The organism is Dyella sp., assembly GCF_036568765.1.
In the GTDB taxonomy this organism is placed as follows: Bacteria; Pseudomonadota; Gammaproteobacteria; order Xanthomonadales; family Rhodanobacteraceae; genus GSA-30.
In genome coordinates this window covers 1-15085 of sequence record NZ_DATCRY010000055.1, presented here as the reverse complement: position 1 = coordinate 15085, position 15085 = coordinate 1, and the positions used below count along the sequence as shown (strand labels likewise).

18 protein-coding genes are annotated in these 15085 nt (G+C 62.8%); 13 read left to right on the top strand and 5 right to left on the bottom strand.

The features are described from left to right. Positions 1 to 223 precede the first annotated feature (223 nt). The gene (locus VIM98_RS04575; RefSeq protein ID WP_331991914.1) at positions 224 to 913 is read right to left on the bottom strand and encodes a 2OG-Fe(II) oxygenase; all 690 of its coding nucleotides are present in this window, start codon (positions 911 to 913) and stop codon (positions 224 to 226) included. A 25-nt stretch (positions 914 to 938) separates the two neighbouring features. Further along, complete coding sequence (locus tag VIM98_RS04570) at positions 939 to 1955, bottom strand: class 1 fructose-bisphosphatase (RefSeq protein WP_331991913.1); 1017 nt, start codon at positions 1953 to 1955, stop codon at positions 939 to 941. Between the two features lie 195 nt (positions 1956 to 2150). On the opposite strand from VIM98_RS04570, the gene VIM98_RS04565 reads away from it, so the two are divergent. The 5 genes from VIM98_RS04565 (at position 2151) to VIM98_RS04545 (ending at position 6829) form a co-directional block, all read left to right on the top strand. Continuing rightward, on the top strand, positions 2151 to 2756 hold the full coding sequence (locus VIM98_RS04565; protein WP_331991912.1) for a DJ-1/PfpI family protein: 606 nt from the start codon (positions 2151 to 2153) through the stop codon (positions 2754 to 2756). Positions 2757 to 2955: 199 nt separating this feature from the next. Then, entirely contained in the window at positions 2956 to 3360 is a 405-nt protein-coding gene (locus VIM98_RS04560; protein ID WP_331991911.1) for a GFA family protein, read from the top strand. Positions 3361 to 3436: 76 nt separating this feature from the next. Then, on the top strand, positions 3437 to 4141 hold the full coding sequence (locus VIM98_RS04555) for a YafY family protein (RefSeq protein WP_331991910.1): 705 nt from the start codon (positions 3437 to 3439) through the stop codon (positions 4139 to 4141). A gap of 71 nt (positions 4142 to 4212) precedes the next feature. Continuing rightward, complete coding sequence (locus VIM98_RS04550) at positions 4213 to 4956, top strand: class I SAM-dependent DNA methyltransferase (RefSeq protein WP_331991909.1); 744 nt, start codon at positions 4213 to 4215, stop codon at positions 4954 to 4956. A gap of 127 nt (positions 4957 to 5083) precedes the next feature. After that, the gene (locus tag VIM98_RS04545) at positions 5084 to 6829 is read left to right on the top strand and encodes a DUF885 domain-containing protein (RefSeq protein WP_331991915.1); all 1746 of its coding nucleotides are present in this window, start codon (positions 5084 to 5086) and stop codon (positions 6827 to 6829) included. A 42-nt stretch (positions 6830 to 6871) separates the two neighbouring features. Here the strand turns inward: VIM98_RS04545 and VIM98_RS04540 are convergent, their stop codons facing one another. Beyond that, positions 6872 to 7417: a cytochrome b gene (locus VIM98_RS04540; protein WP_331991908.1), complete on the bottom strand. Its 546-nt coding sequence runs from the start codon at positions 7415 to 7417 to the stop codon at positions 6872 to 6874. After that, a complete protein-coding gene (locus tag VIM98_RS04535) occupies positions 7417 to 8526 on the bottom strand; it encodes a catalase family peroxidase (protein ID WP_331991907.1) in 1110 nt (369 codons plus the stop codon). Before VIM98_RS04535 ends, VIM98_RS04540 begins: the two co-directional genes overlap by 1 nt. Before the next feature lie 120 nt (positions 8527 to 8646). Between VIM98_RS04535 and VIM98_RS04530 the strand changes: the two genes are divergently transcribed. The 4 genes from VIM98_RS04530 (at position 8647) to VIM98_RS04515 (ending at position 11258) form a co-directional block, all read left to right on the top strand. Beyond that, positions 8647 to 9153 (top strand): sigma-70 family RNA polymerase sigma factor, encoded by a 507-nt coding sequence (locus VIM98_RS04530; RefSeq protein WP_331991906.1) that lies wholly within the window; start codon positions 8647 to 8649, stop codon positions 9151 to 9153. After that, positions 9150 to 9902: an anti-sigma factor gene (locus tag VIM98_RS04525; protein WP_331991905.1), complete on the top strand. Its 753-nt coding sequence runs from the start codon at positions 9150 to 9152 to the stop codon at positions 9900 to 9902. Before VIM98_RS04530 ends, VIM98_RS04525 begins: the two co-directional genes overlap by 4 nt. Before the next feature lie 139 nt (positions 9903 to 10041). Continuing rightward, complete coding sequence (locus VIM98_RS04520; protein WP_331991904.1) at positions 10042 to 10455, top strand: MbcA/ParS/Xre antitoxin family protein; 414 nt, start codon at positions 10042 to 10044, stop codon at positions 10453 to 10455. 110 nt (positions 10456 to 10565) lie between these two features. Then, the gene (locus VIM98_RS04515) at positions 10566 to 11258 is read left to right on the top strand and encodes an RES family NAD+ phosphorylase (protein ID WP_331991903.1); all 693 of its coding nucleotides are present in this window, start codon (positions 10566 to 10568) and stop codon (positions 11256 to 11258) included. A 15-nt stretch (positions 11259 to 11273) separates the two neighbouring features. Here VIM98_RS04515 and phhA read toward each other — a convergent pair whose 3' ends face one another. Then, on the bottom strand, positions 11274 to 12164 hold the full coding sequence (phhA, locus tag VIM98_RS04510) for a phenylalanine 4-monooxygenase (RefSeq protein ID WP_331991902.1): 891 nt from the start codon (positions 12162 to 12164) through the stop codon (positions 11274 to 11276). A gap of 136 nt (positions 12165 to 12300) precedes the next feature. On the opposite strand from phhA, the gene VIM98_RS04505 reads away from it, so the two are divergent. From VIM98_RS04505 to VIM98_RS04490, 4 genes are all read left to right on the top strand, one after another. Next, positions 12301 to 12777, top strand: a complete 477-nt coding sequence (locus VIM98_RS04505) for an Lrp/AsnC family transcriptional regulator (RefSeq protein ID WP_331991901.1) — start codon at positions 12301 to 12303, stop codon at positions 12775 to 12777. Between the two features lie 96 nt (positions 12778 to 12873). After that, on the top strand, positions 12874 to 13674 hold the full coding sequence (locus VIM98_RS04500) for a lysophospholipid acyltransferase family protein (RefSeq protein WP_331991900.1): 801 nt from the start codon (positions 12874 to 12876) through the stop codon (positions 13672 to 13674). After that, positions 13671 to 14678: a YheT family hydrolase gene (locus tag VIM98_RS04495; RefSeq protein ID WP_331991899.1), complete on the top strand. Its 1008-nt coding sequence runs from the start codon at positions 13671 to 13673 to the stop codon at positions 14676 to 14678. The genes VIM98_RS04500 and VIM98_RS04495 overlap by 4 nt, the downstream gene beginning before the upstream one ends. Before the next feature lie 183 nt (positions 14679 to 14861). Beyond that, positions 14862 to 15085 (top strand): DUF3224 domain-containing protein (locus tag VIM98_RS04490; protein WP_331991898.1); only part of this gene is annotated, 224 nt, incomplete at its 3' end.

The following is a 15085-nucleotide window of genomic DNA, read 5'->3' as shown; positions in this document are numbered from 1 at the left end:
CCTTGTGGCCCATCATGCCGCAACCGCCGATACAGGCAGCCGCAAGCACCGTCAGCCAGCGGCCAAGGCGTTTGCCGCCGACATGAGCCGGGGTAGGGGTCGAGCAGTCGGCATGACGGGACATGCGGTGTTTCCATTCCTTTGAAAGGCGCGGCATTGTAGCGGCGCGCTTTCGCCACGAGTATGGCGGGTCGATGGCGGCGCGATGGCCGTTGCCGGCGATTTATCCGTAGAGCTGCTCGGCGCGTTTGAAGAGCACCCAACTGGTGGCGATGTATTTGTCGCCGCCGCGCGGCCGGTTACCGCGATGGGTATGTGTGAACCCCGCCGGGGCGATCAGCAGGCTGCCCGTCTGTGGCGCGATCTTGCGCTGCTGGTGCAGGAATTCGGTTTCACCCTCGGCGAAACCGTCATTGAGGTAGATCGTCCACAGCAGATGCCGGTGCAAGGTGCGCGCATCGGCATCGCGCGGAAACAGCTCGCAATGCCAGTACGGATAGCCGCCTTCATCGGCACGATAGCGTTGCAGGTTGATGTCGCCCGGCACGAACACCTGCCGTGCCAGCGCGCCGAGTTCCGCATCGCTCATGGTGGCGACATCTTCGGCTTGCAGGCGACGCAGCGCGCCGGCGGCATCGGGCACCTGCAGCATCAACGGCGCGATCAAGGTATAGGGGTAGCGCCGGAGATAGGCCGTCAACCCGGCCAGCATTGCCAGATTGAGCGACACTTCGGCGTCGCGCCACTCCGGCTTGCCGCTGATGGTGATGTCACTGGAACGCTTCAGCTGCGGATAGACTCCACCGCCGACCTGGCCGGCCACGGCCTGGCCGCTGCGCTCGAAGGCGTCGATCAAGGCCGCGCATGCTGCGGCCTCGAGCGCTTGTTCGTAGACTTCGACAAAATCGTCCATGGCGCCTCTCTACGCGTAGGCTGACTCAGGCCTTGGCGCCGTCGGCCAGCTGGTGATAGTGCGTCGCCACCTCGACCTCGTGACGAGATCCGAGGAAGACGGGCACGCGCTGATGCAGGCCCTGCGGCTGGATCTCCATGATGCGCTCGCGCCCTGTCGTCGCCGCACCGCCGGCCTGTTCGACGATGAAGGCCATCGGATTGGCTTCGTACATCAGGCGCAGCTTGCCGCCCTTGGCCATGATCTTGGCATCCAGCGGATAGAAGAACACGCCGCCGCGGGTCACGATGCGATGTACGTCCGCGACCATCGAGGCGACCCAGCGCATGTTGTAGTCCTTGCCGCGTGGACCGTCCTTGCCGGCCAGCAGTTCGCCGATATAGCGCTGCATGGGCGCTTCCCAGTGGCGCTGGTTGGACATGTTGATGGCGAACTCGCCGGTTTCTTCCGGGATGCGGATATCGCGCCGGCTCAGGATGAAGCTGCCCACCTCGCGATCGAGGGTGAATTCGTGGACGCCGTGGCCGAAGGTCAGTACCAGCAGCGTCGCCGGCCCATAAACCACATAGCCGGCGGCCAGCTGGGTGGTACCGGCTTGCAGGAAATGCTCGATCTTCGGTTCGGCCACGCCATCGGGACAGCGCAGTACCGAGAAGATCGTGCCGACGGAGATGTTCACATCGATATTGGACGAGCCGTCGAGCGGATCGAACAACAACAAGTGGTTGCCCTTCGGGTACATGTCGGGAATCGGCTGCGGGTCTTCCATTTCCTCCGAAGCGCAGGCCGCCAGATGACCGCCCCAGGCGTTTGCTTCCAACAGGATCTCGTTGGAGATCACATCCAGCTTCTTCTGCGCCTCGCCTTGTACGTTGTCGCTGCCGGCGTTGCCGAGTACGCCGCCAAGGGCTCCCTTGTTGGTGGCCACGGCGATGCGTTTGCAGGCACGCGCGACCACTTCGATGAGCAGGGAGAGTTCGTTGTTGATATGGCCGGCGCGGCGCTCCTCGATGAGGAACTGGATCAGTGAGATGGGCTTCATTCGCTGGGTCGGTGGAAAGTGGTGGCTTATTTTGAGGGGTCGGGGGTGAATGCGGCCAGAGGGGCTGTGCCCTTGCTCACTTCTCACTCCTCCCCACTCGCCTCCTAAAAAGGGAGCTCGGGCCCCGCCCCTGCTGACAACACGTTGGCAGCATCCCCCCTCCACTATGGGCGCCACCACGCGGAGGGAGACGTCATGCGAAACACCGTTTATTTTCTGGCTTTCGACGGCTTCGCCGACTGGCATGCCGCGCTGGCCCTGTGCGAAATCCGCCGGCCTGGCGATTGGCAGCTGCGTACCGTCGGTTTCTCGATGCAGCCGGTACTGTCCATGGCCGGCGTGCGCGTACTGCCCGAGCTGACCCTGGACGAGCTGGATATCAGGTCGACAGCGCTGTTGATCCTACCTGGCGGCCATCTATGGGAACGTCGGCAATCGCCCGAGCTGATCGATGCGGTCGCTCACTTGCATCAGTCTGGCGCCACTATCGCCGCCATCGACTCGGCCGTACTTGTACTGGCCCACGCCGGCTTGCTCGAGGGGCGCCGTCATACCGCCAGCTGGCCCGGTCAGGTGGCCCTGCATCTGCCTCGCTACAGCGGCGAGGAGCGCTACGACACGCAGGCCCTGGCGGTGAGCCAGGACCGTGTCATTACCGCCAGTCATCTGGGCAGCGTCGAATTTGCCCGCGAAGTGATCCGGACGCTGGACCTCTACAGCCCCCTGGACCGCGAGCACTGGTACCGCATGTTCAAGCACGCCACGCCGCCGCCGTGGTTGGGCGGACAAGCCGTGGCCTGAGGAAACCCTTATGGACAAAGCATGGCAACGCGCACTGACTTCCGCCTATCGCCCCCTCCAACTGCGTGGGATGCTGGTCGAGGGCCAGTATCGCTTACTCGCCAGGCAGGACCGGACCGCCGCCAAGAGGCGGCCCATGATGTTGTTTGCATTGGTAGCCGGACTGTTCCGGCACCGTCGTCGCTCTGGAGATTGATGCATGCTCAAGACATACAAAGGCAGTTGCCACTGCGGCGCGATCCGCTACGAAGCGGACCTCGATCTGGCTGCCGGAACCGGCAAGTGCAATTGCTCTTACTGCGGCAAGAGCCGGCAATGGGGCACCCTGGTCAAGCCCGATGCGTTCCGCCTGCTTGCCGGCGAGGAAGCGCTGAGCGATTACCGGTTCGGCACTAACAGCATGCAGCACCTGTTCTGCAAGCACTGCGGCGTACATGCCTTCGAGCGTGGCCACCTGGATATCCTGGGCGGCGATTTTATAGCCATCAACGTGGCTTGCCTGGACGATGCGAGCGACGAGGAACTGGCGAGCTCGCCGGTTCATTATTCGGATGGTCGCGACGACAATTGGCAGAATGCCCCTGCCGAAACGCGGCATCTGTAGCCATGGCGACGCATTCGTCCATTGTCCATGACCTGTGTCGCAAGTCTTGCGACTTCGGATCGGTCATGATGTACGCATGCGTCGTGCCGACCGCCTTTTCCTCATTATCCACGCCCTGCGCGGGCGTCGCACGGCATTGCCGGCGCGACAGCTGGCGGAGACGCTCGACGTCTCCTTGCGCACGGTCTATCGCGACGTGGCGGACTTGCAGTTGTCCGGCGTGCCGATCGAAGGCGAGGCCGGCGTGGGCTATGTCCTGCGCAAGGGCTCGGACATTCCCCCACTGATGTTTACCGCCGACGAACTCGAAGCACTGGTGGTGGGCACGCGTTTTGTCCGTGCCTTCGCTGGCGAGCGCTTGGCCGAAGGCGCCAAGGCAGCGCTGCTGAAGATCGAGGCCGTGCTGCCGGCCGATCTGCGTGAGCGCTCGTCGCGCACGCGCATCTATGCGCCGATCTGGAAGGACCAGGCAAAAAGCGATTTCCAGGGTTTGATCGACCGCCTTCATGCCGCGATCGCCGACAACCAAGTGCTCCGTTTGGAATACCGCGACGAGGCCGGTCGCTACAGTAGCCGCGATATCGAGCCCCTATGCTTGGCCTTCTGGGGCGGCGCTTGGACGCTCGGTGCCTGGTGCCGGCTGCGCACCGGCTTCCGCAACTTCCGCCCCGACCGGATCGGCCAATGCATCGGCACCGGCGAGCGTTTCGTGGAAGTGGAAGGTCGCGATCTCGATGCTTACCTGCAATCGGTACGCAACGAATACACCGCGATGGAGTAACTCACGCAAGCTCCTCGGCCACCGATCGATAGGTCGATGCATAGTTCGCCTATCGCGCAGGAGTTCGGGCCATGGAAGAGGCTGTCTACGACAAGATCGCCCGGCAATATCGCCGGTCCAAGCAATTGCCTTTCAGAATATGGGTCGAGCGCTACACCTTGCTGCGTCTGTGCGGCAAGATCGAGGGCTTGTCGGTACTCGATCTGGCCTGCGGCGAGGGCACGTATACCCGGTTATTGCAGAGCCACGGCGCAACCCTCACCCATGGCATCGATGTGTCCGGCGAAATGATCGCCCTGGCGCAGGCCATGGAGGTCGCCTATCCGCTTGGCTGCCATTACGCGATCGAGGATGTCGGCAAGCTGCAGAAGCTGGGCGACTACGATCTGGCCCTGGGGATCTTCCTGCTCAATTACGCCCGTTCCGCCGAGGAGCTGCTGCGCTTTGTGCGCGCCGCCTTCGTCAACCTCCGCCCCGGAGGCCGGTTCATCGGTCTCAACGACAACCCCATGCAGAGGCTTTTCGACGACGAGCGCTATCGGAAATACGGCCTGCTGCGTACCGGGCAACGGCGGCTCCGCGAAGGAAATCCGATTCATTACACCTTGCTGTGCGAGGACGAAGCGTTCGGTTTCGACAACTATTATCTGGCGCCTTCGACCTATGAGAACGCATTTCGGGAGGCCGGCTTTGTGGACTTTCGCTGGCAAGGGCCCTTCCTGGATCCCGCCGTGACACAGCAGGCTTTCTGGATGACCTTCATGTCGTTTCCGCCCATCATCGGTTTCAGCGCAAGAAAGCCCGCTACCCCCTGACTTTCGTCACCCCTTGCCGAGGCATGTGCCAGAACATGCCATCATGCGGGCCGGTGCGATCAGCGCGGGGAATCATCGAGTGAATAGCGTAAGCAGAGCCATCTGCGTGGCCTTGGCCGGTTTGAGCATGAGCATGACGGCATGGGCCGACACCTCGAAGGACGCCGATGCCAGATTCCATCAAATCTATACGCAGGAATGGGCCTGGCGCAACGGCCAGGTCGGTATCCTGCCCTCCGGCGAAGCCCAGCTCAATGACGGCCGTCTCGATCGTGTCGACGCCGGCAGCCAGTTGCAACGGCAGAACCGCTGGCAGCAAGTGCTCAAGCAGCTTGACGGCGTGGATCCGAAACAACTTTCGCCGGAAGAGCAGATCAACTACGCCGTGTACCGCGCGCAGATCCAGAACCTGCTGGCTGCCCAGCAGTTCAAGCAATGGCAGATGCCGTTCAACAGCGACTCGGCCTTCTGGAGCGACCTGGGTTATCAGCTCGATGGCGACAACTTGCATAGCGCGAAGGACTATCGCGAATACCTGGACCGCCTCGGCGAGATTCCGGCATATTTCGGCCAGCAGATCGACAATATGCGCGATGGTTTGGCGCGCGGCTTCAGTGTGCCGCGCGAAGTACTCAACGGGCGCGATGTCTCGATCGCCGCGGTGGCAGAGCTGAAGGATCCGACGCGAAGCAGCTTCTATAAGCCCTTCGCCACCCTGCCCTCGTCCATCGATCCCGCCGAAGCGGAACAACTGCGCACACGAGCGCGTCAGATCGTTGCCGACGAAGTCGTTCCCGCCTACGCCCGGCTGTTGAAGTTCTTCCGCGAGGAGTACGTTCCCAAGGCCCGGACCACCCTGGCCGCCGAAGCGATGCCGGATGGCAAGGCCTGGTATCGCCAACAGATCATCGAATACACCACGCTGGACCTGGATCCCGGTGCGATCCACCAGGTGGGCCTGGACCTGGTCGCCAAGATCCACGCGGACATGGTCAAGACCATGCAGGAAACAGGCTTCAAGGGCAGCTTCGCCGATTTCCTGCACTTCCTGCGCACCGATCCGCAGTTCTATGCCAAGACGCCCGACGAACTCCTGATGCGCACGGCCTGGGTAGCCAAGCAGGTCGACGCGCAACTCGGGCGCTATTTCGGTCGCTTGCCGCGGCAGCGTTTTGCGATCGTGCCCGTGCCTGACGACATCGCGCCGTACTACACCTCGGGTCGTGGCGGCGCCAGCACTTACCTGGTCAACACTTACGATCTGCCCTCGCGCCCGCTGTACAACATGCCGGCACTGACGCTCCACGAATCCATGCCCGGCCATGCTTTGCAATTGGCTCTGGCCCAGGAACAACGCGGTCAGCCCGACTTCCGCCGCACCGGTTACATCTCCGCCTACGGCGAGGGTTGGGGGCTGTACGCCGAATACCTCGGCAACGAGATGGGCATCTACAAGACACCTTACGAGCGCTTCGGCTACCTCACCTACCAGATGTGGCGCGCCAGTCGTCTGGTGGTCGATACCGGCATCCATCATCTGGGCTGGTCGCGACAGCAAGCGATCGATTTCATGACCCAGAACACCGCGCTGTCGGAGCGTGAGATCGCCAACGAAGTCGACCGCTACATCAGCTGGCCCGGACAGGCACTCAGTTACGAGCTGGGTTACCTGAAACTGCTCGAGCTGCGGCGAAAAGCCGAACAGGATCTGGGACCCAAGTTCGATATCCGGCATTTCCATGACACCGTACTGGCGTTGGGTTCGGTGCCGCTGCCTGTGCTTGAAAAACGCATCGATCGATTTATCGCCGATGGCGGTCCCGAACCGCAGTTTCCCTGCGATTGCGTCGTCGACAAGGCGGCTGCCAAGTAAACCGCCGAAGGGCGCGCACGAAAGTCCACGCCCTTTCTTCGGTTAGAACCTGCCGCGACGCCACGATGCCATGGCCGAGAACACGCCGTCCCGCCGGATCAATCCATGCATGAGCGCCGCGCCCAGGTGGGCCAGTACGACAACAAACAGGCCCAGCGCCAGACTCACGTGCACAGCATGGAGGAACGCATAGAGACCGGCGTTCAACGGTGCGATAGGCGGAAGATGTGCGGATCCGAACAAACTGATCGGGTAACCGCCGGCCGACAGCATGGCCCAGCCCACCAAGGGCAGTGCGAACATCAGAAAATACAGCACCGCGTGCGATGCATGCGCGGCCCATTTCTGGATCGCAGGCAAGTCCTGCGGTAGCGGCGGCGCTTTGGTGGTCAGACGCACGAACAAGCGCAGCGCCGCCAACAGAAGAATCGCTACGCCCAAAGGCTTGTGCAGGTCGTACAACCACCGCCGTGCATCGCTGGCCGTGGACATCATGCCTACGCCGATGAACAACATCGCCAGAATCATCAGCGCCATCAGCCAGTGCAGAGCGCGCAGTGCGAAAGAGAAACGGATGGGTGCGCGCATCACCGTGCTCCTTGCAGGACGGAACGAGCGGCGGGATCGTCGGATAAAGCACTAGGTGGCGTCGGACGCTCGCCGGCGCGCCGCGTGAAGGAACGGGCATAAGCGGCAGAGCGCGCAGCCAGCAAGGGATCGTCGGACGCCGCGATACCCGATGGCAGGATCAACGGATCGAAAGTCACGTCACGGCAGGGGCCATCGTCTTCGAGCGATGCGCGTTCCAGTACCAACGTGCCGACATCGACCTGCTGCCGTTCGGCCGGCCAGGGCCGCGTGGCATCGTTCGTCGGATCTCCGGCTTGCGCCAGCGTTACCCATAACTCCCAACGCATCGGCTGTTGCGCCAGGCGCGTCAGCGCATCGTTGAACAGAAAATTCGGCTGGGTTTTGTTGAGTTCGGCGAGCTTGTCTTTGTCCACAGCGACGAACGGAGCTTCGGGCTTGAACGACCAACGCACAGCGCGCGTCTGGCCTTGCGCATCGGTAAAACGAAAGGCGTTGATCGAGTAGTAGGTGCTGGCGGCAAAGCTCGCCGCAAACGGCGCATCGCGCATCCACTGCATGAACGCACGAGTCTCCGGGTGCGCGGCCAGGTACGCCTGCGCCCGCGCCGGATCGGGTTTGCCAGTGGCCTTGTCCGGCGCGGTGGCCAGCTGGAAATCGATGAAGGCCTGCGGCGTGGCGACCGGAAAGATGGGCGTGTCGTCCATGGCGGTACGCCAGATCTCGCCATTGCCCTGCTGGAAACTCAACGCCAGCGCGTGAAAGCCGGGAACGCCATCGGGCGAATGCGGGTTACCCACCCCCAACGAGAAGCGTCCGAATACCGGCGTACGTCCGGGCGCGAACACATCCGCCCTGGACAGGGCTACGCCTTGCCCGTTCGATTGGAAATAGCCGGCGACACACAGTCCTTTCTCGTGCGCGCGGCGTGCGCCGGAATGCACACCGTTATGCGTTTCCAGGGCATCGACGATGCGTCCCGGCGACACGCGCGACGGGCTGAGCCAGCCGGCCGCCCATACGAACAAACCCGTCAGCGTGACCAAGATCGCGCCGATCAGGGCGCCTTTGGCCAGCACGGCCGCAGGCGGGAGAAGACGTTGGGACATGCTGCGCTCCTGGAGATGGGTACCGACTCGAGGTGGGACGCTCCAGTCTTGGATTTATTCCACCGGAATAAAATCGCGGCCCGGACGTCATAGAAAGGTATGCTCGGAAGCCGCACGTTTATGACCCCTGACCACGACAACGATCTGCGCGAACTACTACCGGCATTGCGCCGCTTCGCGCTATGGCTGACCCGCGACCCGTCGTCGGCCGACGACCTGGTACAGACCTGCATCGAAAAAGCGTTGTCGCGCTGGGCAACGCGCCGCGACGGGGAACTGAAGGCCTGGCTGTTCGCGATCCTGTATCGGCAGTTTGTCGATGACAAGCGCCACGCGCGGCGCTGGAATCGCCTGCTGGACCTGTTCGGGCGGGACGACGCCTCAAGCGAGCCGTCCGCCGAGGACACCTATGCGGCGCGCCATGCCCTGGGCAGCTTCGATGACTTGAGCGACGACCAGCGCGCCGTCTTGCTGATGGTGACGGTGGAAGGGCTGAGCTACGAGCAGACCGCCAGCGCATTGGATATCCCGGTCGGCACGGTGATGTCGCGCCTGTCGCGCGCGCGCAAGGCTTATCGCCAATTGACTGAAGGCGGCGCTGGCCCGGCGCTGCGGAGAGTGAAATGAATCGTCTGATCCCCACCGAAGAAGAACTGCATGCCTATGTCGATGGGCAGCTCGACGATACGCGCCACGCCGAGATCGAGACCTGGCTCGCCGCGCATCCCGAACAAGCCGACGAAATAGCGCGGTGGCGTCGGCAGGCCGAATCGCTGCGTACGGCGTTGCCGATTTACTCGCTGCCGGCCAACCCGGCGCTGGATCCGGTCGCCGTACGCCGCACCGTGCGGCGCCGCCGGCAGCGCGGATTGGCACTTTGCGCCTCGTTATTGATCGCCGTAGGTGTCGGCGGCCTGGGTGGCTGGCAGGTACGCGGTGCGAGCTATGCGGCCAGCCATCCACCGATGCAGGACGCCCTGGAGGCTTACCGCACCTTTGCCACCGACCGTCTGCGCCCGGTGGAAATGGACGGCAGCCATGCCGGTTCCCTGGAAACCTGGCTTTCGGCCCGCATCGGTCGGCCGATGTCCCTGCCCGATCTTGGCTCCTATGGTTTCAAGCTGCTCGGCGGCCGGCTGCTTTCGACCAGCGACGGTCCCGCCGCTTTGGTGATGTACGAAGACAGCCAGGGGCAGCGCATCAGCCTTTATGTGCGCCCCAGCACGCGCTTTCCCGGCGATATGAGCGGGTCGCGCCAGGATCACGGGCTGCTGGCCAGCTACTGGTTCCGCAACGGCTATGGTTTTGCCGTGGTCGGGCGGGCCGACGACCCGCGTACGCCGCAGGTCCAGGCTGCCATACCGGCGGCCACTTAGGAGCCTGGCAACCCTGCAGGAGCGTCTTCTGAGTTTTTGTGGCTCTCTGGGGCGCTAAGAAGCGGTCGCTCTGTCCAGTGCATTAACTCCATCGGTGTGGTAAAGTTGCAAACAACTTCACACAGGAAGTTACGCGATCATGCATTCCGCCGCCACCACGCACTACACCAGCCTGGCCGAGGAACCGATCGAAGCGCTGGGCGGCCCCGCCTTGCGGGCGTTCTTCCGCTTGGCCGAAAGCTGGGATCTGCGCGTCGTCGATCAGCGCAAGTTGCTGGGTAATCCGCCCGAATCGACCTTCTACAAATGGAAGCGCGAGCAGGACGGCAGCCCTGGCCGCGACACGATCGAGCGCATCAGCTATCTCTTGGGCATCTACAAGAGCCTGCATATCCTGTTCAATGACCCGGAACAGGCCGATGCCTGGGTGCATCGCCCGAACCAGGCGCCATTGTTCGGCGGGCAAAGCGCGATGGAGCGCATGTTGTCCGGCAACGTCGCCGATCTTTACGTCGTCCGCCAGTATCTGGATGCGCAACGCGGCTGGAACTGAAGCTGTCGCGCAAAAGGCTGCGCCAATCCGAAAACGACGCTCGTCGCAGTCGGCGATATCCCTGATTGCTACCCTGTATTTTTCCGATTTCGCAAGCAGGGAATCGCTGCATGTCCGTGTTACCGCCCCTGAAACGCATTCGCTGGACGCACGCGTACCGCATCGTTCCCAGCCGGTTTCCACCGGTCGGCGTGTTCGATCGGATCGCCGATCCGCGTGACCTGGATGCGGTGTTCGCCATCGAGGCGATGACCAATCCGCGACTGCGCCAGGAAGCCGGCGAGCTCAGCCTGGTGCCACCGGGGCGGCGCATCAGCGGTCCGGGCAGTACGCCGGTCATGGCAGCCTTCACGCATCTCAACCCCGAGGGCAGCCGTTTCTCGGACGGCAGCTGGGGCGTGTTTTACGCCGGCCACAGCGTCAATACCGCGGTGGAAGAAACCGTCTATCACCGCGAGCGCTTCCTGGCCGCCACCGCCGAACCGCCCTGCGACCTGGAGGTGCGCTGCTACCGCACCAGCATCGATGCGCACTTGCATGATTTACGCGGCGGCTGGGCCGCCGAGCACGATCCGAACAGCTATGCGGCCAGCGTTGTCCTGGCGCGACGGCTGCGTGCGGAAGGGTCCGACGGCCTGGTTTTCGACAGCGTGCGCGACCCCGGCGGCGAATGCGTGGCAGTGTTCTATCCCGACCGTGTCGCGCCCTGCGTGCAAAGCCAGCACTTCATTTATCGCTGGGATGGCAAGCGTGTCGGCCAGGTGCTGTCGGTCAGCGAATGGAAGCGGCGCGAGAAGAACTGAGCGTCCGACGACGCCTCAGGTATCCGCGCTGCTCGACCAGCCTTCGCGCGTGCCGCGCGTAAACACGCGGTCGCTGGACAGCACGTCACCGGCCGCATGCGCCGGCCGCTCGCGCAGCTCGCGATAGATCGGCGTGAAATCCGGCTGCGTGGCGTCGAACAGCTGCTCGAAACTGTCGATGACGAAGTAGGTCTGCTGGAAGGTATCGATGCGATAGCGCGTGCTCATCACGCGCTCCAGCCCGAAGCCCAGGCGATTGGGCGCTGCCGAGTCGAGCGAATAGATCGATTCGCCCTTGGAGCTGACGATGCCCGCGCCATAGATGCGCATGCCCTCGGCGGTATGGATCAGACCGAACTCGACCGTGTACCAGTACAGGCGCGTCAGATTCATCAGCGCCTCGGGACCGATCGCGAACGCCTTCATGCCACCCTTGCCATAGGCCTGCATGTAATCGGCAAAAATCGGATTGAGCAGCAACGGCACGTGACCGAACAGGTCATGAAACAGGTCCGGCTCGCTCAGGTAATCCAATTGGTCGGGCTTGCGGATCCACCAGCTCACCGGAAAGCGCCGGTTGGCCAGATGGTCGAAAAAGACTTCGTCGGGCAGCAGGCCCTCGACGGCCACCAGTTCCCAGCCTGTGGTCTTGCCCAGCACCTTGTTCAGATCGGCGAATTTCGGAATGCCGCCATCGCCCAGGCCGAAACGTTCCACGCCCGCGAGGAACTCGGCGCAGGCGCGCCCGGGCAGCATTTCGCGCTGACGCCGGAACAAGGTATCCCAGACTTCGTGGTCCGTGGCGCTATAGCCGGACCAAGGCTGCTCGACCACTCCCGTGGCATAGACCGGCACGTAGCCCCGATCGGTTTGCTGGTGTTCGACGCGGCGGGGATGGGAGTCCATGACGGGCCTCAACAAGTGTGCTTGGATAACAACAGAATACGCCTGACTACCCGCACAATGATTGTTTTGTTGCTTCCGATGGCGACTATAATGCAATATTCATTCTAATTTTACGGAAATTGCAAAATAATATTGCATGATTCAGCTCGACCGCACCGACCTGCGCATTCTCGCCGTACTTCAGGGCGAAGGCCGCATTACCAATGCCGAACTGGCCGACCGGGTCGCCCTGTCACCGTCGGCTTGCCTGCGCCGACTGCAGCGCCTGGAAAACGAAGGGGTTCTGACCGGCTATACCGCCCAGGTCGACCCGGAAGCGGTCGGGCTGGGACTGCAGGCCTTTGTGCGCGTGCAATTGGCCAAGCACGAAGCCGAAGCGGTGGCGCGTTTTGCCGCGCAAGTGAACGCATGGGACGAGGTCGTCGCCTGCTATGCGCTTACCGGTGACATGGATTACCTGCTGCATATCTATGTCAGTGACTTGCAGCATTTCTCACGGTTCCTGCTCGATCGGCTGCTCAATGCCACCGGCGTCGCCGACGTCAATTCCAGCTTCGTGCTGCGTACGGTGAAGCGATCGCCAAGCTTGCCGCTGAACCAGCTGGAGCATTGAGGGCGCCTTGTCCTGACGCCAGTCTGCAACTTGTCCCAATTTTATGTAGGGCAACGGGCCGAAATCGCTCCGACTAACGTTAAACTAACCGAACCGATGAGCACCGACACTGTTTCAGCCCGAGCCGGCGATCCGATCCGTCCCCTGCGCTACCTGTGGCGTGTGCCGCTGCTGCTGCTGCATATCGTGCTGGGCATCCTGCTATGCGGCGGCATTCTCACCTGGAACCGCCACGACGTGATGAAAAACGGCCGTGAGCCATTCACTCACCGCATGATCCGCTGGTGGTCCACCATACTGCTGCGCATCTTCGGCTTGCGCTCCGTACGCGTCGGCCAGCCCTTGGCCGATCCGGTGATGTTCGTGGCCAACCACACCTCGTGGATCGATATCGAACTGCTGCACAGCCAGCGCGCCGCCTGCTTCGTGGCCAAAGCGGAAATCGCACGCTGGCCGCTGGTCGGCTGGCTGGCCGCTGCCGGCGGCACGATTTTCCATCGCCGCGGCAGCAACCATTCGCTGGCGGCCGTCATGCAGGTCATGGTCGAGCGGCTGCAAGCCGGGCGCTCGGTCGCGGTCTTCCCCGAGGGCGGAACCGGGCATAACGGCATACTGCGCGTGTTTCATGCGCGCATCTTCCAGGCAGCACTGGATGCCGGCGTGCCGGTGCAACCGGTGGCGCTGCGCTTTGCGCGGCATGGCCGAAGGGTGGTCGACGCCGGCTTCCGCGAGCGGGAAAACTTCATGCAGAACTTCCTGCGCCTGCTTGGCGAGGCCCCGCTGGACGCCGAGGTGCATTTCCTCGAACCGGTACCGTCCACACCCGATGGCCGGCGGCGCATGGCCGATCATGCGCGCGATCGCATTGCCGCGGCACTCGAAGACAAGCCGCAATGACCGTGCCCAAGGGGAAGGATTTCCTCCCGCCCTGGCCGCTGACCAGCGGTCATATCCAGACCATGCTCTCCTCCAGCGGTATACGCCGCCGGTTGCTTCCGCGGCGGGCGCGGCTGGTACGCGAGGGTGCCCAGCACGTCGTCGTGGACGGCGGAGAGGGCGTACGCCTGACTGGTGCCTACACACCGCAACAGGTCCAGCCTGTCGCGCGCGGCCTGGCCGTGCTGTTCCACGGTTGGGAAGGCAGTGTCGATTCCACCTATGTGCTGCAAACCGGTAGTCGCCTGTTGCAGGACGGCTGGGATGTGTTTCGTCTGAACTTCCGCGATCACGGCGACAGCCATCATTTGAACGAAGCGCTGTTCCACTCGTGCCGGATCGACGAAGTGGTCAATGCCCTGGCCGACATCGCCCGCCGTTACCCGGCGCGGCCGATGGTGCTGGCAGGCTTCTCGCTCGGCGGCAATTTCGCCCTGCGCGCCGCCTTGCGCGCTCCCCAGGCAGGCATCCCGCTGGCCCATGCACTGGCGGTGTGCCCGATCATCGATCCGAGCGAAGGCCTGTTTTCGCTGGAGGAGTCGGCACCCTGGTTCTACCAGGCTTATTTCATGCACAAGTGGAGACGGTCGCTGAAGACCAAGCAGGCCGCTTTTCCACAATTGAGCTTCTTCGAGCTGGCCGAACTCAAACAAAGCCTGCGCGGATTGACCGAGGCTCTGGTGCTACGGCATACCGATTTCGGTTCGCTGGAAGCGTACCTCGATGGTTATTCGGTCGCCGACGATGCCTTGGCGGGCATGCCGATCCCCGCGACCATCCTGACGGCAGCGGACGATCCGGTCATTCCGGTCACCAGTTTCCACAGCCTGCGCCTGCCGTCGAATGTCGAGCTGGACATTGCTCCGTATGGCGGCCACTGCGGCTTCATCCGCGGGATGGACATGACCAGCTTCACCGACGACTACATCGCCGCACGATTCAACGCCCTACCCGCGCATCGCTGAGCTTCACGCACGCTTGACGAAAGGATGACTTAAGCCTGAGGATGAGCGTCTCAGGGAAGAGTCCGGGGGGACTTAGACATGTTCACTAGAACGCGCATGACCATAGCGTGTTTTATCGCGGCATTTGGCTTGGCGGCTTTCGCTTCCAAGCCGGCGGCCAGTGCACCCAAGGAGAATCCTCGCATGACCCGGCACGCCAAGGGCAGTTTCGACGTCAAGGTACTGCCACAGACGGATGCTCCGGACGTGAGCGTTGCCAGCATCGGTCGTTTCGCACTGGATAAGCGCTATCACGGCGATCTCGATGCACAGAGCCGCGGGCAGATGCTCGGTAGTCGCTCGAACGAAACCACCGGAGGCTATGTTGCGATCGAACAGGTCGAAGGCACTTTGGCCGGCCATAAAGG

Excerpts from the sequence above, each read along its gene's own strand:
- VIM98_RS04575 (WP_331991914.1), bottom strand. The coding sequence starts at position 913 with ATGGACGATTTTGTCGAAGTCTACGAACAAGCGCTCGAGGCCGCAGCA.
- VIM98_RS04570 (WP_331991913.1), bottom strand. The coding sequence starts at position 1,955 with ATGAAGCCCATCTCACTGATCCAGTTCCTCATCGAGGAGCGCCGCGCC.
- VIM98_RS04565 (WP_331991912.1), top strand. The coding sequence starts at position 2,151 with ATGCGAAACACCGTTTATTTTCTGGCTTTCGACGGCTTCGCCGACTGG.
- VIM98_RS04560 (WP_331991911.1), top strand. The coding sequence starts at position 2,956 with ATGCTCAAGACATACAAAGGCAGTTGCCACTGCGGCGCGATCCGCTAC.
- VIM98_RS04555 (WP_331991910.1), top strand. The coding sequence starts at position 3,437 with ATGCGTCGTGCCGACCGCCTTTTCCTCATTATCCACGCCCTGCGCGGG.
- VIM98_RS04550 (WP_331991909.1), top strand. The coding sequence starts at position 4,213 with ATGGAAGAGGCTGTCTACGACAAGATCGCCCGGCAATATCGCCGGTCC.
- VIM98_RS04545 (WP_331991915.1), top strand. The coding sequence starts at position 5,084 with ATGAGCATGACGGCATGGGCCGACACCTCGAAGGACGCCGATGCCAGA.
- VIM98_RS04540 (WP_331991908.1), bottom strand. The coding sequence starts at position 7,417 with ATGCGCGCACCCATCCGTTTCTCTTTCGCACTGCGCGCTCTGCACTGG.
- VIM98_RS04535 (WP_331991907.1), bottom strand. The coding sequence starts at position 8,526 with ATGTCCCAACGTCTTCTCCCGCCTGCGGCCGTGCTGGCCAAAGGCGCC.
- VIM98_RS04530 (WP_331991906.1), top strand. The coding sequence starts at position 8,647 with ATGACCCCTGACCACGACAACGATCTGCGCGAACTACTACCGGCATTG.
- VIM98_RS04525 (WP_331991905.1), top strand. The coding sequence starts at position 9,150 with ATGAATCGTCTGATCCCCACCGAAGAAGAACTGCATGCCTATGTCGAT.
- VIM98_RS04520 (WP_331991904.1), top strand. The coding sequence starts at position 10,042 with ATGCATTCCGCCGCCACCACGCACTACACCAGCCTGGCCGAGGAACCG.
- VIM98_RS04515 (WP_331991903.1), top strand. The coding sequence starts at position 10,566 with ATGTCCGTGTTACCGCCCCTGAAACGCATTCGCTGGACGCACGCGTAC.
- phhA (WP_331991902.1), bottom strand. The coding sequence starts at position 12,164 with ATGGACTCCCATCCCCGCCGCGTCGAACACCAGCAAACCGATCGGGGC.
- VIM98_RS04505 (WP_331991901.1), top strand. The coding sequence starts at position 12,301 with ATGATTCAGCTCGACCGCACCGACCTGCGCATTCTCGCCGTACTTCAG.
- VIM98_RS04500 (WP_331991900.1), top strand. The coding sequence starts at position 12,874 with ATGAGCACCGACACTGTTTCAGCCCGAGCCGGCGATCCGATCCGTCCC.
- VIM98_RS04495 (WP_331991899.1), top strand. The coding sequence starts at position 13,671 with ATGACCGTGCCCAAGGGGAAGGATTTCCTCCCGCCCTGGCCGCTGACC.